Source organism: Nocardia sp. NPDC006630, from assembly GCF_040611495.1.
In the GTDB taxonomy this organism is placed as follows: Bacteria; Actinomycetota; Actinomycetes; order Mycobacteriales; family Mycobacteriaceae; genus Nocardia.
Window position 1 is genome coordinate 334,354 of record NZ_JBEXOK010000008.1, and the last position, 19,228, is coordinate 353,581.

Annotated in this window: 18 protein-coding genes and 1 tRNA gene; 8 read left to right on the forward strand and 11 right to left on the reverse strand. The window is 66.4% G+C overall.

The genetic code is table 11. The features are described 5' to 3' along the window. Positions 1–44 precede the first annotated feature (44 nt). Positions 45–1,160 (forward strand): ferredoxin reductase, encoded by a 1,116-nt coding sequence (locus ABZX86_RS25310; RefSeq protein WP_355127135.1) that lies wholly within the window; start codon positions 45–47, stop codon positions 1,158–1,160. A 7-nt stretch (positions 1,161–1,167) separates the two neighbouring features. Continuing rightward, entirely contained in the window at positions 1,168–2,406 is a 1,239-nt protein-coding gene (locus ABZX86_RS25315; RefSeq protein WP_355127298.1) for a fatty acid desaturase, read from the forward strand. 53 nt (positions 2,407–2,459) lie between these two features. Here the strand turns inward: ABZX86_RS25315 and ABZX86_RS25320 are convergent, their stop codons facing one another. Continuing rightward, complete coding sequence (locus tag ABZX86_RS25320; protein ID WP_355127136.1) at positions 2,460–2,735, reverse strand: hypothetical protein; 276 nt, start codon at positions 2,733–2,735, stop codon at positions 2,460–2,462. Positions 2,736–3,019: 284 nt separating this feature from the next. On the opposite strand from ABZX86_RS25320, the gene ABZX86_RS25325 reads away from it, so the two are divergent. After that, positions 3,020–4,327 carry a hypothetical protein gene (locus ABZX86_RS25325; protein WP_355127137.1) on the forward strand — a complete coding sequence of 436 codons (1,308 nt, stop codon included), beginning with the start codon at positions 3,020–3,022 and terminating at the stop codon, positions 4,325–4,327. 407 nt (positions 4,328–4,734) lie between these two features. On the opposite strand, the gene ABZX86_RS25330 is transcribed toward ABZX86_RS25325, so the two are convergent. After that, positions 4,735–4,807, reverse strand: a tRNA-Asn gene (locus tag ABZX86_RS25330). Positions 4,808–4,989: 182 nt separating this feature from the next. On the opposite strand from ABZX86_RS25330, the gene ABZX86_RS25335 reads away from it, so the two are divergent. Then, positions 4,990–5,235: a hypothetical protein gene (locus ABZX86_RS25335; protein WP_297627006.1), complete on the forward strand. Its 246-nt coding sequence runs from the start codon at positions 4,990–4,992 to the stop codon at positions 5,233–5,235. Between the two features lie 14 nt (positions 5,236–5,249). Here the strand turns inward: ABZX86_RS25335 and dnaG are convergent, their stop codons facing one another. Further along, positions 5,250–7,181 (reverse strand): DNA primase, encoded by a 1,932-nt coding sequence (dnaG, locus tag ABZX86_RS25340; protein ID WP_355127138.1) that lies wholly within the window; start codon positions 7,179–7,181, stop codon positions 5,250–5,252. A 240-nt stretch (positions 7,182–7,421) separates the two neighbouring features. Here dnaG and ABZX86_RS25345 point away from each other — a divergent pair, with 240 nt between their 5' ends. From ABZX86_RS25345 to ABZX86_RS25355, 3 genes are all read left to right on the forward strand, one after another. Next, entirely contained in the window at positions 7,422–7,979 is a 558-nt protein-coding gene (locus tag ABZX86_RS25345; RefSeq protein WP_355127299.1) for an energy-coupling factor transporter transmembrane component T, read from the forward strand. A 78-nt stretch (positions 7,980–8,057) separates the two neighbouring features. Next, positions 8,058–8,606: a biotin transporter BioY gene (locus ABZX86_RS25350; RefSeq protein WP_355127139.1), complete on the forward strand. Its 549-nt coding sequence runs from the start codon at positions 8,058–8,060 to the stop codon at positions 8,604–8,606. Continuing rightward, positions 8,603–9,280, forward strand: a complete 678-nt coding sequence (locus ABZX86_RS25355) for an ABC transporter ATP-binding protein (protein WP_355127140.1) — start codon at positions 8,603–8,605, stop codon at positions 9,278–9,280. Before ABZX86_RS25350 ends, ABZX86_RS25355 begins: the two co-directional genes overlap by 4 nt. A 191-nt stretch (positions 9,281–9,471) precedes the next feature. On the opposite strand, the gene ABZX86_RS25360 is transcribed toward ABZX86_RS25355, so the two are convergent. The 3 genes from ABZX86_RS25360 to ABZX86_RS25370 form a co-directional block, all read right to left on the reverse strand. Further along, positions 9,472–10,740, reverse strand: coding sequence for a deoxyguanosinetriphosphate triphosphohydrolase (locus ABZX86_RS25360; protein WP_355127141.1), 1,269 nt, complete (start codon positions 10,738–10,740; stop codon positions 9,472–9,474). Between the two features lies 1 nt (position 10,741). Next, a complete protein-coding gene (locus tag ABZX86_RS25365) occupies positions 10,742–11,320 on the reverse strand; it encodes a YdcF family protein (protein WP_355127300.1) in 579 nt (192 codons plus the stop codon). 119 nt (positions 11,321–11,439) lie between these two features. Continuing rightward, on the reverse strand, positions 11,440–12,135 hold the full coding sequence (locus ABZX86_RS25370; RefSeq protein ID WP_355127142.1) for an MBL fold metallo-hydrolase: 696 nt from the start codon (positions 12,133–12,135) through the stop codon (positions 11,440–11,442). Positions 12,136–12,197: 62 nt separating this feature from the next. On the opposite strand from ABZX86_RS25370, the gene ABZX86_RS25375 reads away from it, so the two are divergent. After that, complete coding sequence (locus ABZX86_RS25375) at positions 12,198–14,216, forward strand: TPM domain-containing protein (RefSeq protein ID WP_355127143.1); 2,019 nt, start codon at positions 12,198–12,200, stop codon at positions 14,214–14,216. A gap of 4 nt (positions 14,217–14,220) precedes the next feature. Here ABZX86_RS25375 and ABZX86_RS25380 read toward each other — a convergent pair whose 3' ends face one another. The 5 genes from ABZX86_RS25380 to ABZX86_RS25400 all read right to left on the reverse strand — a co-directional run bounded on the left by ABZX86_RS25380 (position 14,221) and on the right by ABZX86_RS25400 (position 19,170). Then, positions 14,221–14,826: a response regulator transcription factor gene (locus tag ABZX86_RS25380; RefSeq protein ID WP_355127144.1), complete on the reverse strand. Its 606-nt coding sequence runs from the start codon at positions 14,824–14,826 to the stop codon at positions 14,221–14,223. Continuing rightward, positions 14,823–16,064: a histidine kinase gene (locus ABZX86_RS25385; RefSeq protein ID WP_355127145.1), complete on the reverse strand. Its 1,242-nt coding sequence runs from the start codon at positions 16,062–16,064 to the stop codon at positions 14,823–14,825. Before ABZX86_RS25385 ends, ABZX86_RS25380 begins: the two co-directional genes overlap by 4 nt. A gap of 4 nt (positions 16,065–16,068) precedes the next feature. After that, on the reverse strand, positions 16,069–16,839 hold the full coding sequence (locus tag ABZX86_RS25390) for an ABC transporter permease (protein WP_355127146.1): 771 nt from the start codon (positions 16,837–16,839) through the stop codon (positions 16,069–16,071). 1 nt (position 16,840) lies between these two features. Then, complete coding sequence (locus ABZX86_RS25395) at positions 16,841–17,782, reverse strand: ABC transporter ATP-binding protein (RefSeq protein ID WP_355127147.1); 942 nt, start codon at positions 17,780–17,782, stop codon at positions 16,841–16,843. Positions 17,783–17,964: 182 nt separating this feature from the next. Continuing rightward, the gene (locus tag ABZX86_RS25400) at positions 17,965–19,170 is read right to left on the reverse strand and encodes an FAD-dependent monooxygenase (RefSeq protein ID WP_355127148.1); all 1,206 of its coding nucleotides are present in this window, start codon (positions 19,168–19,170) and stop codon (positions 17,965–17,967) included. Positions 19,171–19,228 lie beyond the last annotated feature (58 nt).

Genomic DNA, 19,228 nt, shown 5'->3' on the forward strand with positions numbered 1-19,228 from the left:
CGGTTTCAGTGTACAGTTGTACACAGAAACCGATGGAGCTGCTTGTGGGCCTTCTGAATTGGAGTACTCGTCCGACCGCGGGCGTTGACGCAAAGAAACCCCAGGTCAACATCCTGCGCGGACTGTTGGCCAGAGCCACGACGCCGCTGCTTCCCGATGATTACCTACATCTGCTCAACCCGCTGTGGACGGCCCGTGAACACCGCGGCAGGGTTGTCGGGGTCGTCAAGGAGACCGAGGACACCGCGACGGTGACGATCCGCACCGGGTGGGGATTCCCGGCCGCGTACAAACCCGGCCAGTATGTCGGCATCGGGGTGCAGCTGGACGGCCGCTGGCGGTGGCGCTCCTATTCGCTCACCTCGATCGTCGGGTCGGCCGCGGAGAAGACCATTGCGATCACCGTCAAGGCCAACCCCGACGGCTTCCTGTCGAGCCATCTGGTCGATGGTGTCGCGCCCTCCACGATCATCCGGCTGGCCGCGCCGCGCGGGGATTTCCAACTGCCGGAGCCGGTTCCGGGCAAGATCCTGTTCGTCACCGCGGGCAGTGGCATCACCCCGGTGATCGCCATGCTGCGGTCGCTCGAATCGCACGGGCAGCGGCCCGATATCCGCCACATCCATTCCGCACCGACCCGCGACGAAGTCATCTTCCTCGACGAGATGGAAGCCCGCGCCGAGAAGACTCCCGGCTACGACCTGCAACTCCAGCTCACCCGGAAAATGGGCAAGTTCACCGTGTCCCGGCTCGATGAGTGGGTACCCGACTGGCGTGAGCGCGAGTGCTGGGCGTGCGGACCGCCGGCCCTGCTGGACGCGATGGAGTCGCACTACGAGGGTGGTGGCCTGCGGGATCGTCTGCACGTCGAGCGGTTCGCGATCGCTCGTACCGATCACGGTGGCGAGGGCGGTACGGTGCGGTTCGCCGTCTCGGGCAGGGAAGCCGAGATCGACGGCGCGACAACACTTCTCGAAGCGGGCGAGAAGTTGGGCATCAATATGCCGTTCGGTTGCAGGATGGGCATCTGCAAAACCTGCGTCCTGCCACTGGCGGGCGGTTACGTCCGCGACCTGCGCACCGGTGAGGAGCGCCGCGAAGGAGAACGAATCCAAACGTGCATCAGCAGTGTCTCTGGTGAATGCACTCTCGATATTTAGGAGCCCGATGGCCATCACAGACATCGACACCTACGCACATCTGACCGCCGAGGATATCGACGCTCTCGGCGCCGAACTCGATGCCATCCGCCGCGATATAGAGGAGTCACGCGGCGACGATGACGCTCGCTACATCCGGCGTGCCATCACGCTGCACCGCGCTCTTGCGGCCGGTGGCCGCGTCGCCCTGATGTTCAGCAACCGCAAGCCCGCATGGCTCGCGGGCACGGTGATGCTCTCGCTGGCCAAGATCATCGAGAACATGGAACTCGGCCACAATGTGATGCACGGGCAATGGGACTGGATGAACGATCCGGAGATCCACTCGTCCTCATGGGAGTGGGACACCACCTGCCCCAGCGTGCAGTGGAAGCATTCGCACAACTTCGTCCATCACAAGTACACCAATATCGTCGGGATGGACGACGATGTCGGGTACGGCATTCTGCGCGTGACGCGGGACCAGCGGTGGGAGTGGTGGAACGTCGGCAATCCGGTGTACAACCTCGTTCTCGGAACGTTTTTCGAGTGGGGCGTGGCCCTGCACCACCTCGAGGTGGAGAAACTCCGCAGCGGCGAGAAGACCTGGCGGCAGGCGTTCAAAGACCTGCGCATCATCGGAACCAAGGTCGGCAAGCAGGCGGCCAAGGATTATCTGATCTTCCCGGCGCTGGCCGGCAAGAATTGGAAGACGACCCTGACCGCCGATGCCACCGCCAATTTCGTCCGCAACTACTGGACCTACATGGTGATCTTCTGCGGTCACTTCCCCGACGGCGCCGAGAAATTCACCGTGGCGGAGTTCGAGGCCGAGGATCAGCCGCGCTGGTATCTGCGACAGATGCTGGGGTCGGCCAACTTCCGGGCGGGACCGTTGATGCGCTTCATGAGCGGCAATCTCAGCCACCAGATCGAACACCACCTGTACCCCGACCTGCCTAGCAATCGCTATGAGGAAATCGGCGTACGCGTGCGGGAGCTGTGCGACAAATACGACCTCCCCTACACAACCGGTTCACTCGGCGGCCAATACCTGCAGTCGTTCCGGACGATCGCCAAGCTGGCCCTGCCGAACGCCCTACTCGAAGCAACCTCCGACGACGCGCCGGAAACAGCGTCGGAACTGCGCTTCGCCATCCGCGACGGTCTCCAGACCCACTTCGGCGTCGATCCCGAAACCGGCAAGCGCCGCGGACTGCGCACGGCCCTAAGGGAATTGAAGCGCGCACCGGTGCGAACCGAGTGACGGCGGGCCGCACTGCGTAGTGGTCGCGAGGCACCGCGAATTTCGCGCAAGGGCTACACCTTTTCGCCCCGCGCCCGCGCAGCCGCGGCCTGAACCCGCCACTGCCCGGCAGCGGCCACAATCGCCTTGTTCCGCTCCGCCGCCGCATTCAACCGGGCGTCCCACAACGCCCCTGCCAGCAACACCCCGACCCCAATGAGGCCGAGCACCACACCGAACACCGGCTGTATCGGATCCGCCCACGCCAGAACGAGAAACTCCCGATTCTCCCGCCGCAACAGCAACGACCCGAACCCCAGCACCATCAGCCAAAAGCCCCACCGCGCCACCGCGTAACTCCCCTGTAGATGAAAAGCGTGCCGCGACAGCGTAACTGCGCCTCCGCGCCTATCCCAGCCCAGTCTCTACCCGGCGTTTGCCCCGAGGGGTACGACCCCGACCGACGGCGGTCCCAATCCCCCACTTTGCCGACACTGTGGTTTCGGGAGCCGCGACTGCCCGGCTATGCTGGCGCGGTTTGCTGTCTTGGGGAGGGGCACCGTTGATGAATGGCCAAACTGCCTGGTTGCGTGTGGATGTCGGGGCAGCCGAATCAGCGTCGATGGTCACGGCGATGATTCGCGACGCCGTCGCACGCGCGCAGGCTGAGTCCGGGTGGGCCCCTTCGGGGCTGACACTGGCCCATCCGGCGTGGTGGACGGCGGCGCAGACGCAGCTGCTGGTGGCCGCGGCAGCCGAAGCCGGATGCCCGCCCGAACGACTGCAACTGCTTCCGCAACCACACCGAATGATATCCACCGCACCACAATTCGAGCCGTCGCCGAGCGCTCCACCGATCGGCGCACCGTCATCCTCGCTCTCCCCCCGGCTCGCGCTGATCATCGCCGCGCTGGTAGTGCTGCTGGGCGGAACCGCGATCGCCGGCGCTGCCGTGCTGAAGTCACAGGATTCATCGGCCCGGTCGTCGATGGCGCCGCAGTACAAGACGATTGCCGTCGGCCGCTCGCAGGGCGTCGGCATCACGATCGCCGATCCGATCAATCATCGGGTGTACACCTCGGACACTCTCGATTACACCGTGTCCGTCGTCGATACCGTCGCGGAGAAGACCGTCGCGACGATCCCTCTCGGTACCGACAGCAGTCTCGGCGGTATGGCGGTCGATCCACAGAACCACACGCTCTGGATACTCAGTTCGGGCACCGACAAGAGCAGCAGGAGCAGGCCGCTGCTGAAGGTCGACACGCTGACCAACAAGATCGCGGGCACGGTGAACGTGCCTGCCAATACGAGCGATATCGCCGTTCATCCTCGCACCCACGAGGTGTACATCAGTCAGGCCAACGGCGACGTCGTGGACAAGGCCAGCGGTGGCACCGTGGTGGCCACGATCGTGGACCCCACCACCCTGCAAACCAGCCGAATCGTCCTGCCGGGCCACGGCGTCAGCCTCGCCATCAACCCCGACACCGGTCTCGTCTACCTCAACGGAGGCGTCAGCGGCAGTGTGAGGATCATCGATCCGAACACGAAAACGGTTGTGGGACAGATTGATTATCCGGCCGCCGCCACGCAGGAATTGATGGTTATGGACCCGCGGACGAACACCGCGTACATCCCCTCGGGAACCGGCGTCGTGGTTCTCGATCTCGGGAAGGGCGCCTACGTTCGGACCATCGACATGGGGCACAGCGTGTACTGGATGGCGATAGACCCCGAGCTCGGCAATGTCTACGCACCGGATACCCGGGGCAACCAGCTCACCGTGCTCGATACCGCAACCCTCAGCATCAAGGGCACCATAGACATGGGAAGTTCGGCCGAGGGCATTGCCGCGGACTCGGTGTCGCACAAGGTCTATGTGCGCCCGTGGGACGATCTCTCGGTGATCGATCCGTGCACCACATTGCAGTGCCGCTGAATTACCAGCTCGAACCACACCGCGATGAGCGCGCCACGATGACGGCCGAGCGGTCGCTGCGAGCGCGACATGGTGGAAGCTTCACACAATGACACTGAGCCGGGGCAGCGTGTGTTCGTGAACCGATCACGGTAGGCAAGCGGGCGGCCTACTATCCCGCCGAAGACCGTCACATCGCGACCGATTCCTGACTCGCATACCTGTCCCCGAATCCCATCACCCCGCATCACGTAATCGGTGCGGGCTCAGGCGGTTCCGGATCGCTTGGAATCCGGCGCCGACTCAGCTCTGACAGAAAGTGGACACGATCACCTTATTGGTGCCGTCGATCCGCAGGAAAGCGGCCCCGGAAACGAGTCCGGCCCCTGACCAGATGATTTCTCACGCTGGTCAGGGGCCGTTTCGAGCTCCCCCAGATGGACTCGAACCAACAACCTGCCGATTAACAGTCGGCTGCTCTGCCAATTGAGCTATAGGGGATTGGCGGTGGTTACCCTCTCGGGCGACCGGAGAAAACTTTAGCGTATCGGTTGTTCACTTCCCAAATCGTGTCTCTACCTGGGCACATGTTGATGAGAACGTACGGAGAGGCGGATCGACAGGGGGGTGGGGTGTCGGGCAGGATAGAGGCGCGGACAGGCCTATGGGAGGAGCTTCTCGAGATGCTGCGGTTGATCATCGGTGTCGCGGCCGGGTATGTGCTCGGCGCGAAGGCCGGGCGGGTTCGGTACGAACAGATCAGCAAGACCACCCGTGCGATCGGTGAGAGCCCCGTCACTCGGAAGTTGGTACAGGTCGGACGGCAGAAGCTGTCGGACAAGCTGAGTACGGAGCCCAAGCTGGAGCCCATGGTTCCACTGGACGAGCGCACCACCATTCTGGTGCCGCACGACCAGCTGCGACGGTAGGGAGTGCGGCCGCGCTAGCGGCCGCTGTTGAAGTCGGATGAATTGCCCATGGCCTGCGTGAGCAGGCTCTTGCGGTACTGCTCCAGCGCCACCAGATCGCCGAACAGCGCGAAGTACGCCTCGGACTGTTCGGTCGAGGAGATGCGCTGCAGCTTGGACTTCAGTTCGGCGATCTGGCGGCCGACCCATGCCTCCTGCACGCGAGCCAGCACCCCGGTGATCAGACGGGGGATATCGGCCTCGGTTTTCACCGGCAGCTGCTCTGCGGCCAGTTCCGAGACCAGGGAGCGCATGGTGAGGTCGTCGGTATTGTCGGCCACCGCGGCCACCCATTCCGCGCCGCCCAGACCCTTACCGGTACCGCCCGCCGCGGCGATAGCGGCGAGCATCGCCTTGTAGGCGGGATGCGTAAAGGCTTCGGGCTCCAGCGAATCGAAGACCGGTCCGGCGAATGCCGGGTACTGCAGTGCGGCGGTGAGCGTCTGGCGCTGCACGATGAGCGCCGGATCGCGCGGGCTGGGCAGGGCCGCCGGTGGTGGGGTAACCGGTTGTGCCGCTTCCCGTTCCGCACCGGCGCCCCGGCGCGCGGGTGTGGCGGCCGGACCGCGTGCGTTCTTGCGCGCCTCGTCGCCGACCCGCCGGACCACCATCTGAATATCGTCCCAGCCGACCCAACCGGCGAGCTTGGTCGCGTACGCCTTGCGCAGCGCATTGTCCTTGATCTGCGCCACCACCGGCACGCCGCGCCGCAGCGCGTCCACCTGACCCTCGGGGGTGTCGAGATTGTGTTCGGCGAGCTGGCCGCGAATCACGAACTCGTACAGCGGAACCCGGCGCGCCACCAGATCGCGCACCGAGCCGTCGCCGCTGCGCTGGCGCAGTTCGCACGGGTCCAGGCCGTCGGGGGCGACGGCGATATAGGTCTGCCCGGCCAGCTTCTGGTCGCCGGAGAACGCCTTCAGGGCCGCCGCCTGGCCGGCCGCGTCACCGTCGAAGGTGTAGATGATCTCGCCGCGCCAGAAATTGTCATCCATGAGCAGTCGCCGCAGCATGGCGAGGTGTTCGTCACCGAAGGCCGTACCGCAGGACGCCACAGCGGTTTTCACGCCGGACAGGTGCATGGCCATCACATCGGTATAGCCCTCGACCACAACGGCCTGATGGCCCTTGGCGATATCGCGCTTGGCCAGATCCAGGCCGAACAGCACCTGAGACTTCTTGTACAGCACCGTTTCCGGCGTATTGACGTACTTGGCGGTCATGGTGTCGTCATCGAAGAGCCGGCGCGCGCCGAATCCGATCACATCGCCGCCGAGATTGCGGATGGGCCACAGCAGCCGGCGGTGGAAGCGGTCCATCGGGCCGCGCTGGCCCTGTCTGGACAGGCCCGCGGCCTCCAGCTCCTTGAAGTCGAAACCCTTGCGCAGCAGGTGCTTTGTCAGCGTGTCCCAGCCTGCGGGGGCGAAGCCGCAGCCGAACTGGCGAGCGGCATTGGCGTCGAAATTGCGCTCGGTGAGGTAGTTGCGGGCCGCCTCGGCGTCGGGCTCGGCCAGCCGTGCCATATAGAACTCGTGCGCGGCGGCATTGGCGGCGACCAGGCGCGAGCGCGTGCCGTGGTCGCGCTGCACCGAGGTGCCGCCGCCCTCGTAGTTGATCTTGAAGCCGATACGGTCGGCCACCTGCTCGACCGCTTCGACAAAGCCCACATGCTCGATCTTCTGCAGGAAGGCGAAAACATCGCCGCCCTCACCGCAGCCGAAGCAGTGGAAATGACCGTGATTCGGACGCACATGGAACGACGGAGATTTCTCGTCGTGGAAGGGACAGAGCCCCTTCATGGAGTCGGCACCGGCACGCTTCAACGTCACGTACTCGCCGACCACATCCTCGATCCGAGCACGTTCACGAATCGCCGCTATATCGCGGTCTGGAAGTCGGCCGGCCACGGACGCGAGTCTAGCTCCCCCGCCTCCCCGGGACCTTGGCGCACGGCTTGGGAGCCGTGGACTGTTGGGGACGCGTGGGAGCGGTTGGGGGGCGAGAGGATTTTGGGGGTGCCCGGGGAGTTACCCCGAGCTTGCGAAATCAGGCGTTGCGGATCGAAGGGCCGGAGCGCTTCGTGCTGCGGCGCTCTGGTCTGCCAGGATCTAGCGGTGCTCAGCCTGTTTCACGATGCCCGGACGCCGGTGCACGGCGCGCCTGCCGGGGTGAAGGTGCTGGTGCTGGCTGTGACGGGGGCGGGGCTGTTCTTTGTGTCGTCGATGGTGTGGCTGGCTGGGGCGCTTGTGGTGGTGCTCGGGCTGTATCGGGTGGCGCGGATTCCGTGGCGGGTGACCGGGCGGGCGGTACTTGGAATTGCCCCCTTTCTGGCGCTGATCATGCTGGCGCAAATCCTCTTCACCGGCTGGCAGAGTGGCGTGCTGGTGGGTGAACGTGTGCTCACTCTGGTCTTGCTGGCGAATCTGGTGACCTTGACCACTCGCACCTCTGCCATGGTGGAGAACATCGAAAAAGCGCTGCGCCCCTTGCAACCGCTGGGGGTGCGGCCTGATCGGGTGGGGCTGCTGGTGGCCATGACCATTCGCTTCATTCCGGTCATTCGGGAGCAGGCCGAGATGGTGCGTGCCGCGCAGCGGGCGCGTGGGATCGAGCGGAGCACGGTGTTCCTCATCCCGCTGCTGATTCGCACGCTGCGGATGGCGGATCAAGTCGGCGAGGCGCTCGATGCTCGCGGCTTGGATTGATGCGAGGCTCATCAAGATCAACCGACCTGCCGGATGCGCCGGATTTGCCCGAACCCCCGTCCGCTTAGAATCCCCCGAGTGCGTAGTAGGGATTTGGCGCAGATAGCGCTGTTCGCGGCAATTATGGTGGTGCTCGGGTTCTTCCCGCTCATCCAGTTGCCGGGGGCGTTCGCGCCGTTCACCTCGCAAACGCTCGGCGTGATACTCGCGGGCTCGATTCTGGGAGCTCGGCGGGGTGCGCTGGCGATGCTGCTGTTCGATGTGCTCGTGTTGGCGGGGCTGCCGGTGCTGCCGGGTGGACGCGGTGGGTTGTCGGTGATCATGGGTCCTACGGGGGGATTCATCATTGCGTATCCGATCGGTGCGCTGGTGATCGGTTTTCTCACCGAAAGGCTGTGGAAGCACTACAACCTGCCCATTGCCGTGGTGATCAACTTTGTGGGCGGGGCGCTGGTGCTCTATGTGATCGGCGTGCCCTGGATGGCGGTGGCAGCGGATCTGCCGCTGCACAAAGCGATCGTCACCTCGGTGGCGTTCCTGCCGGGCGATGTGGTCAAGACTGTCATCGGGTCACTGGCTGCCATTGCCGTGCGCCGGGCCTATCCGATGATTCCGGCGCGCGCGTGATCGAGCTGGAGGGCGTCTCCCATCGCTTCGGCGAGCGAGAGGTACTGCAGCGCCTCGATCTGACGCTGACCGAGCACCGCATTGCCGTCGTCGGGTCGAACGGCTCGGGCAAATCCACCTTCGCGCGGTTGCTGAACGGTTTGCAGGTGCCCACCGAGGGCAAGGTGCGGGTCGACGGACTCGATACCCGCAAGCAGGGCAGGGCCGTTCGCCGCCAGGTGGGATTCGTCTTCCAGGACCCCGACGTCCAGATCGTCATGCCCACCGTCGCCGAGGATGTGGCCTTCGGCCTCAAGCACCACGGCCTCACCAAAACCGAAATCCCCGAACGGGTTTCGGAGGTCCTCGCCGAATACGGTCTCAGCGATTTCCGCGATCACCCCGCCCATCTGCTCAGCGGCGGCCAGAAACAGCTGCTCGCCATTGCCGCGGTGCTGTCGGTCCGGCCGCGCTACGTCATCTTCGACGAACCCACGACCCTGCTCGATCTCCGCAACAAACGCCGCATCTCCCAACTGCTGCACGAACTTCCGCAGCAGATCGTGGTGATCTCACACGACCTGGATCTACTCGCCGACTTCGACCGCGTACTGGTCTTCGATGAAGGCCGCCTGGTCGAAGACGGCCTCCCCGCCCAGACCATCCCCCGGTATATCGACCGGTGCCGACTCTGATCGGGACGTGACCTCCACGCCGCCGCAGTGCCCATCATGGCGGGCCCCGTTCACAGTCGCCATCCCTCACGCACGTGACAGGACATCTCCGCCGGGGATGGCCGGTATCGAAAACGACTGCGACAGCCAGGCGTAGGAGCTGTCGACAGGACACAGACTCGTGGCATGGCTGAGCACAGCCATGTTCTGGCTCAGGGGATGACGGCGGCGACGCGCTCGAGGCGGCTTTCGGTGTAGGAGGCGATCTGGTCGACGATGACTCGGACGCGGGCGGTGTCGTCGGCGGCTTCTTCCCACCATGGCAGCAGCAGGCGGTCCAGGCCGCGGGGGGCGACGTGGAGGAGGTGGTTGGCGACCAGGTGGATGCGTTCGCGCTGGCCGGCCTGGCGGACCTGGTGGATGGGGTCGGACAGGACGTAGCGCAGGGCCATGGTCTTGAGGATGGCGACCTCGGCGGCCACTATGCGCGGAACTTCGAGATCGGCTGTGTAGCGGCGCAATTGGCGTCCGCCCCAGGCTGCGCGGGTGGCCTCCACGGCGGCGGTGGCGAAGCGGCCGACCAGGTCGCTGGTGAGACGCTTCAGGGCGACCGAGGCGATCAGGGAACCGTCGTAGGCGGCTGCCGCTTTGACCACCGGCAGTTCGGAGAGGCGCCCGGCGGCGGCGATCAATTCGTCGGCCGTCGGCGACTTGTGCTGGCGGGCACCGATTTCCGCGAGGGCGGCCTGTTCGATGGGATCGGCCAGGGCGCGCAGGTCGATGCGGCCGACAATGATGCCGTCCTCGACATCGTGCACCGAGTACGCGACATCGTCGGCCCAGTCCATGACCTGCGATTCCAGGCACTGGTGACGATCGGGCGCACCCTTGCGCACCCACGCCATCCGATCCATATCGACGTCGTACGCGCCGAACTTGGTACCGGGACCTGTTCTGCCCCAAGGGTATTTGATGACCGCATCGAGCGCGGCCCGGGTCGGATTGAGCCCGTAGCTATTGCCGTGCTCGTCGAAGACCTTCGGCTCCAGCCGGGTGAGAATGCGCAGATTCTGCGCATTGCCCTCGAAACCGCCGTGCGCATCGGCGAATTGGTCCAGCGCCGTCTCGCCATTGTGCCCGTACGGCGGATGCCCGATATCGTGCGCGAGCCCGGCCAGATCGACCAGATCCGGATCGCAGCCCAGTCCGTCGGCGATACTGCGGCCGATCTGCGCGACCTCCAGCGAATGGGTGAGCCTGGTGCGCGGCGTATCACCATCGCGCGGACCCATGACCTGGGTCTTGTCCGCCAGCCGGCGCAGTGCGGCCGAATGCAGCACCCGCGCCCGGTCGCGCGCGAATTCACTGCGCCGGGCGGGGGAAGGCGACCAGCTCAGTCCGGCGGTCCGGTCGGTCTCGGGAACCAGGCGTTCCCGGTCGTGATCGCTGTAGACCTGGTCGTAATCGATACGCGAACTCATGTCACTGCTCCGCCGTGTAGGTGAAATCGGCCGAATAGTGGGTGAGCTGGTACCACAGCAGCGCGAAGGTCTCGCGGAAAATGCCGTGCGCCTGCGATTCCCGCGTGTAGACCGCGGGCCCGGTGCGCACCGGCGCGGTCCACGCCGAGAGTCCGGCGTCGCGGGCCATGGTGCGGGTGCGCAGCGAATGCCAGGGGTCGCTCACCAGCACCACCGAGGATTTCCCCCGGGCCAGTAGCGCTTTGGAGACCGCTTCCACACTCTGCAGGGTGTCCGAGCCGGTCTCCACGGCCAGGATGTGCTCGGCCGGGACGCCGAGATCCTTCAGATAGATCTTGCCGGAGGCGGCCTCGGTGTAGTTGTCGCCCAGCTGTTTTCCGCCGACGGTGACGATCATGGGCGCGACGCCCTTCTGAAAGAGCTTGCGCGCCTGATCGAGTCGAGCCTGGAAGACCGAGGACGGGGTGCCGTCGTACTGGGCCGCGCCGAGCACCACAATGGCGTCCGCGCGCGTGTAATCGTCGATGCGGGCGACCTGCCACACCCGCACCGCCGTGCCGGCGACCACCAGCAGCGCCATGAGCAGGCCGCCGATCAGCAGCCTGCGTGCCCAGCGTGCCGCGCCCGCGCCGAAGCCGCCCCGGGGCTTATCGGCCGGTGCGGGCGCCCAGGCGGGCTCGGGGTCGCGGTTCCGGAGTTTTACCAACCGCGCCGCCGCCACTCGGGCACTTGCGGGCGCTCCTCGCCGAGGGTGGTATCAGCGCCATGGCCCGGGTACACGACGGTGTCGTCCGGGTAGCGGGCGAACAATTTGGTCTCGACATCGCCGAGCAGGGAGGCGAATTCCTCGGGCGTACCGGTTTTCCCGACCCCGCCCGGAAACAGCGAATCCCCGGTGAACAGGTGGGTGCGACCGTCACCGTCGGTGAATGCGAGCGCCACCGAACCGGGCGTATGCCCGCTCAGGTGGATGACCTCGAGCTCGAGGTCGCCGATGCGCACCTTGTCACCATCGGTGAGCAGGCGGGTCGGCGGCACGGGTAGGCCCTCGGCATCGAGTTCGTGGGCGGCGCTGGGAATCCCGGTGGCGGCCAGCACATCCTGCAGGGCCCACCAGTGGTCCGGATGCCGGTGCGTGGTGACCAGCAGCTCGACCCCGTCGGGGGCCTCCTGGGTGAGCAGTTCGAGAATGCGTTCCGCCTCGTTGGCGGCATCGATGAGCAGGGTCGCGCCGGTGTTCGCACACTGGACCAGGTACACGTTGTTGTCCATGGCGCCGACCGACATCTTCACGATGCGCGCGCCCGCGACGGCCCGCTGCTGCGGGTTGGAACCGGGAGCGACATGACCCGTGTACGGGGAATCGATCGTGATCACGTCTTCGATCGTAGTCATCGTCGCCGACACGGGTGACCGGAAGAAAGTGTGTGCCGCATTCGGGCGGATAGATTCATGTGATGCGGCAACCGAAGCACCGCCCCGCCTCCCCGCGCTGGTCCGTGCTCGTCTCGGCCTTCGTGCTGGCCCTGGCGGTGCTCCTGGGCGGCGGGAGCGTTCCGGCGGGTGCGGAACCGCCACAGCGACTGCCCGGCTATGTCACCGATGTGGCGGGCGCGTTGCGCGGCGGGCAGAGCGCGGAACTGCAGGCCGCCATCGATGCGCTGTATTCGAAAGACCATGAGCGGCTGTGGGTTGTGTATGTGCACAATTTCGGCGGGCTGAATTCGCAGGCCTGGGGTGAGCAGACCGCGCAGGCCTCGGGGTTCGGCGATCGGGACGTGCTGCTGTCCGTCGCGGTCGACGATCGGGCGTACGCCTTCACCGGCAGCGCGCCCAGCTCGGTGACCGATAAGCAACTCGATGACCTGCTCATCGACCAGGTCGAGCCGAAGTTGCGCGCGGGAGACTGGGCCGGGGCCGGGGTGGCGACCGCGAACGGACTGTCGGCGGCGATGAACGGGTCCGGCGGTGGCGTGAGCCTCTGGGTGGTGCTGCTGCTCGTGCTGGTGGTGGCCCTGGCGGTGGGCGCGCTGTGGCTGTGGTCGCGTGGTCGCAAGGAGCGGCGGGCGCGGGCGGACGTGACTGCCGCCCGCAAGGTCGATCCGGCCGATACCCAGGCGCTGGCCGCGCTGCCGCTGGCGGCGCTGGACGCGCGTTCCAAGGAGCTGCTCACCGATACCGATGACGCGCTGCGCACCAGCGGTGAGGAATTGCGGTTGGCCACCGATGAATTCGGGGCGACCGCCACCGCACCGTTCGCCGCGGCGCTGAACGGTGCGAAGAACGCGCTCGCCAAGGCGTTCGCCATCCGGCAGGAACTCGACGACGATATTCCGGAGACGCCTGATCAGCAGCGGACCATGCTGGTGGAGCTCATCAGCACCTGCGGGCGCGCCGATCGCGAACTCGATGCCAAGGTCACCGAATTCGATGCGATGCGCAATCTGCTCATCAATGCCGGTGAGCGGCTGGATGCGCTGACCCGCGATGTGGTCGATCTGACGACTCGGGCGCCGAATTCCGAAGCCACGCTGGCCCAACTGGTGGCCACGCAGCCCACCTCCGTGCTCGCGCCGATTCACGAGAACGTGACCATGGCTCGGGAGCGAATCGCGTTCGCGGAGCGTGGAATCGAGGACGGGCGCACGGCGGCGGCCAAACCCGTCGGGCAGCAGGGTGCGGCGGTCGCGGCGATTCGGAGTGCGGAGTCGGCCATCAATACCGCGCGCACGCTGCTGGATGCGGTGGATACCGCCGCCACCGATATCGAGCAGGCTCGCGCCGGACTCCCCGGCATCATCGAAGAGCTGCGCCGCGATCTCGGCACGGCGGCCACCCTCACCCAGCACGGCGGACCCGAACTCCTCACGGCAGCCACCGCCGCGCGCACCGCTCTCGACCGGGCGAGTACCGAGGGCGCGGCCGATCCGCTCGGCGCGTTCCAGCAGGCCGTGGCCGCGGATACGGTGCTGGACAAGGCGATTGCCGATGCCACCGATCGCAAGGCCGCCGCAGAGGAGGTCGCCCGCCGGCTCGACCAGGCCCTGACCGCCGCACGCAGCCAGATCAATGCCGCCACCGACTTCATCAGCACCCGGCGCGGTGGTGTCGACGCCGAACCGCGCACCCGCCTCGCCGAGGCGCAGCGCAGCCTGGACCAGGCCCAACAGCTCGCCGCGACCGACCCCGCCCAAGCCCTCCCGCACGCCCAGCGCGCCGTGGAACTCGGCACCCGCGCCCTGCAAACCGCCCAGGCCGCGGTCCGCGATTGGCAAGCGAGCCAGCCGCGCTCGAACTCCCAGACCGGCGCGGTCCTCAGCGGCATCCTCATCGACGGCATGCTGCGCGGCATGGGCGGCGGATACCGCAGCGGCGGAGGCGGTTTCGGCGGCTCCCGAGGCGGCGGCAGCTACGGCCCCGGCTCCTTCGGCGGCTCCGACGGCTCCCGCCGCATCAGCCGCGGCGGGCGCTTCTAGCGGGTCAGAGCCAGCCGAGGCGTTCTGCTGCGCGGACGGCCTCCGCGCGGGTGCGGGTGCCCGTCTTGCCGATGGCGGCGGAGAGGTGGTTGCGGACGGTGCCTTCGGAGAGGTGGAGGGATTGTGCGATGGCGCCCGCCGTGGCGCCGTCGGAGGCGGCGGCGAGGACTTCGCGTTCGCGGGTGGTGAGGGGTGAGGTTCCGGTGGTGAGGGTTTCGGTGGCCAGGGCCGGGTCCACTACGCGCAGGCCCATGTGGACGCGGCGGACCGCGTCGGCGAGTTCTCGTGCGGGAGTGTCCTTCACGACGAAGCCGCTGGCTCCGGCGTCGATGGCGCGGCGCAGGTAGCCCGGGCGGCCGAAGGTGGTGACCATGAGGATGCGCACCTGCGGATGCGCGAGATGCAGCTGCGCGGCGGCGGTGATGCCGTCCATTCCGGGCATTTCCACATCCAGCAGCGCCACATCGGGTGCGGTGCGTTCGACGGCCGCGAGCACCTCGTCACCGCGGCCGACCTCGCACACCACCTCCAGGTCCGGTTCCAGGCTCAGCAGTGCGGCGAGCGCACCGCGCACCAGCGCCTGATCATCGGCGAGTAGCAGTTTGATCATCGCGACGCCCCTATCGTTCCCGCCGGAAAGCTTGCCAGCACTCGCAATCCGCCCTCCGGCCGATTCGACAGGGTGAGCGTGCCACCCGCCGCCTGCACCCGCTCCCGCAGCCCCGACAATCCGGATCCGGCGCGCGCGCCGTCACCCATACCGCCGCCGTCGTCACTGACCTCGATACTGGTCGGCGTGACCCGCACGGCGGCATGCGCGGCTCCGCTGTGCCGCACGACATTGGTGATCGCCTCGCGCAGCACCCAGCCGAAGACGATGCTGTGCCGGATCGGCAATTCGTCACCGTCGGGCAAATCGGCGTCGATTCCCGCGGCGCGCAGGGCGGTTCGCGCATTGACCAGCTCACCGGCCAGCGATACCTCGCGCAGCCCGCCGACCGTGGAGCGAACACCGGCCAGCGATTCCCGCGCGAGTTTCTCGATATCCACCAGCTCGGTTCGGGTGCGCTCCGGATCGATATCGAGAAGTCGTTGCGCCAGTTCGGTTTTAACGGTGATGACGGTCAGCGAATGGCCGAGGATATCGTGCACGTCCCGCCCGACCCGCAAACGCTCCTCGGCCACCGCGAGCTCGGTCAACTGTTTTCGGGCCAGATCCAGCGCCTGATTATTGATAATGATCAGGCGCACACCACCGACCGCGATGGCGGACAGGGCCATGCCCTGCATGATCGACCAGTCCGGCGCTTCGCCGACGATCAACTGCGGCACCACCGCGGTCGCCAGTAGCAGCACGACCACCAGCGGCACCGCACGCCGTATCGGCAGCGCGAAGGCGACGAAGGTGCCGATATAGGTGGCGAGTCCGTTCGCACCGGTATGCAGGGTGACCGTCGCCGCCAGCAGCAGGGCGACGAGGACGGCCAGCAACCTGCCCACCAGCCACGGGCTCGGACTCGGCCAGGTGGGTCCGTGCATCGGCAGCCGGAACAGCACCCAGTACGAACCGAGATAGCAGATGACGAAGGCGATGAGCACCGCGATCGTGTAGATGCGCGCCACCGGCTGATCGAGCGCCCAGGCATTCTTCAGGGGGTCGATCAGATATACCGTCCACACGACCACGAAGATCCACCCGACCCGCCGTCGCCGGCCGATCTGCTGATCTTCATAGGTCATATCGCCGGACGCTACCGCAGGTCCGGGCGCTGCGAGCCGACGCAGCGTCCGGATCGCCGCGGCGTCGTCCATACCTGAGGTATCGCCGATCGATCGCATGCGCTTCATGGACTCAGCGTGCCGTATCGCGGCGGAAGAGGAATGCCGACCCGAGGGTGAAGACTGTCGCCCAGGCGAGCACATTGACCACCGCGAGCACTACGGCGGCACCGCTCGGATCGGTGAACGGCGCACGCGCCAGGACCGCGATTCCATTGGTGGGGAACACCTTCGATACGGTGTCGAACCAGCCGTGCAGCGGCATGAACAGACCACCGGCGAAGGCGAGCAGCGCCAGCACCACGCCGAGCAGCTGCATGACGTTCTCCGAGGGCAGCAGGTATCCGATGAAGAGCCCGAAGGCGGCGAAGACCGCGGAGCCGAGCCAGGCGATCAGGAAGCAGACCAGCCAGGCCGACGCCGGGAGTTGCGCGCCGGACAAAGCACCGACGGTGAAAACCACTGCGACCGAAGCCAATCCGAGCGCCATGGCAACAATGATCTTGGTGGCGATGTAGGCGAGCGGTGGCAGTGGAGTCAATCGCAATTGGCGGCTCCAACCCTGCGCCCGCTCCACCGCCACCATGGCCCCGCCGCTGGTGTTGGCCAGCATGGCGCCGTACACGGCCATGGACACCATGACGTAGCCGGTGGTGTTGCCGGAGCCGATCATCTGGGTCTTGTAGCCCGATTGCAGGCCGAAGGACAGGAAGAACACCGGCGGCATGATCAGCGAGAAGATCAGCGCCCGCTTGTTGCGCAGCATGCGGCGCATCTCCAGAGCCACGAAGGCCGGGCGTATTCCGCTGCGGCGCAACCCGGTTCGGGCCTCGAGGACAGTCATATCAGTGGTCTCCCGTCAGAGCGAGGAAGGCATCCTCGAGGTTGTGCGCCGAAATTTCGAGATCGGTGGCCGTGGTGGCGGTGAGCAGATAGCGGGCCACCAGATCGGAATCCGTGGCGCGCACGGTGATTCGATCGCCGCGCTGTTCGACGTGCTCCACGCCGGGAATCCGCAGCAGCACCGTCGCATCGGCCGCGGGCAGGGTCGCGCTGATCGTGCGCCCCGAGGCCATGTTCTTGACCTGGGCGGCACTGCCATCGGCCACCACCCGGCCCGCACGCATCAGCACGATGCGGTCGGCGTAGGCGTCCGCCTCGTCGAGGTAGTGGGTCGCGAAGAGTACCGTCCGGCCGCGCCGCGAATCCTGCCGAATGGCGTTCCAGAAGTCCCGCCGGCCCTCCACATCCATGCCGGTGGTCGGCTCGTCGAGAATGATCAGGTCCGGATTCGGCAGCAGGGCCAGCGCGAATCGCACGCGCTGCTGCTGCCCGCCCGAGCATTTGCCCACCGGGCGATCGGCGATATCGTCGATCCCCGCCCGGATCAGCACCTCGTTCACCGGCCGGGGCCGCGCATGCAGCGTGCCTATGAGCCGCACGGTCTCGGCCACGGTCAGATCCGGCAGCAACCCACCCGACTGCAATACAGCCGAAATCCGCCCCGCCGCAATGGCATCCGCCGGATCACCGCCGAAGACCCGCACCACCCCCGAGTCCGGCCGCGCCAGCCCGAGCACCATATCGATGGTGGTCGTCTTCCCAGCGCCGTTCGGCCCGAGGAACGCCACGATCTCCCCCGGCCGCACCACCAGATCAAGTCCGTCCACCGCGCGCACGGTCTCCCCGCGCACCTCGAAGGTCTTGACCAATCCCCGTATTTCGATGGCCGCAGCGGGCACGACCCCGGACCGCGCGTACACAGTCCCCTCAGCTGGAGCGTTCATCCCCCTACTGTCGGCCGAATCCACCCCATCCACCTCCCCCGACCGTCACGACTCCCCCATGACAGATGTCATTTCCTGGACTCCGTCGCCCCCGTCAGGTCTCGTCGCCGAGCGTCGACACCATCCAGCGGTACCACGCGACTCGGACTGATAGCCGAGACCGCACGCAGGGAGACACACTGTCAGGCGGCGTAGTCCTTGGCCTCGACGGTGCGAGCGACTTTCTGCGGAGCCCCACCGATCAGGCCCCGCCAGGGCAGGTAGGGCAGCAGGCGAACATTCAGGTCGCGGAAACGGATCATGGCCTTGCTGGCGGGCGCGTACCAGGCGCCGGTTCCCTCGGCGAACTTCTGGCAGGCCTCGACCATCGGTCGCAGCTGCCGATCGTAGTTCGCGAATCCGGCAGTGTGATCGCCTGCGGCAGCGGCTAATTCACCGGCCAGGATGTAGGCCCCGACCAGTGAAAGATCCGCACCCTGACCCGACAGCGGGGAGGCGCAGTATCCGGCGTCACCGACGAGCGCGACGCGGCCGGTGTGCCAGGAGTCCATGCGGATCTGGGTCATGGCGTCGAAGTAGAAATCCGGTGCGTCGTCCAGATGGGCGAGCAACTGCGGAACCTGCCAGCTTTGTCCTGAGAAAGCTTCGGCGACGATCTTCCGCTGCTGTGCGCCATCGCGGTAGTCGTAGTCGATCGGATCGGAGGCCCACGCGAAAATCGCTTTGGCTTCGGTGTTCTCGCGAGCGCTGTAGGCCCCGGCAATGGTGCCTGGAGTGTTGTAGTCCTGCTCCCAGTGGTCGAGGCCGAGGAAGTTCGGAACCGTGTAGATGCTGATGTAGTAGCCCATATGCCGGGCGAACCGCGACTCCGGACCGAAAGCCAGTGTGCGCGTGTGCGAATGAGCACCATCGGCGCCGATCACCAGATCGAAAGTGCGCGGTGCGGCGTGCTCGAACCGCACCCGCACACCGTTCTCGTCCTGCACCAGTTCCGCGATGGAGTCACCGAAGATGTACTCCACATCGTCGCGGGTGGCCTCGTACAGCACGCGGGCCAGATCGCCGCGCTGGATCTCGGTGTCCCCGTTCGCCCCGACACCGTTGAACGCCTCGCTCGAGATGCTCGCGCGCACTTTGCCGTTCGCGTCGACGTAGGAGGTGCCGCGCTTGCCGGTGCTCATCTCGTGCACACGGTCGAGCAGGCCCATGCGCCGTACCACCTCGGTAGCGGTGCCGAGCACGTCGATGGCCTGCCCGCCCTCCCGCAGCGCCGGGGCCTTCTCCACGACCGTCGGCGTGAAGCCGTAGCGCTTCAGCCAAAAGGCAAGGGCCGGACCGGCAATGCTCGCGCCGGAAATCAGGACGTTGCGGTTCTTCATCTCGTTCATGAGAACGACCGTACAACCGATTTGGGCAAATGCGCAAGACAAATGTCTAAGGCAAATG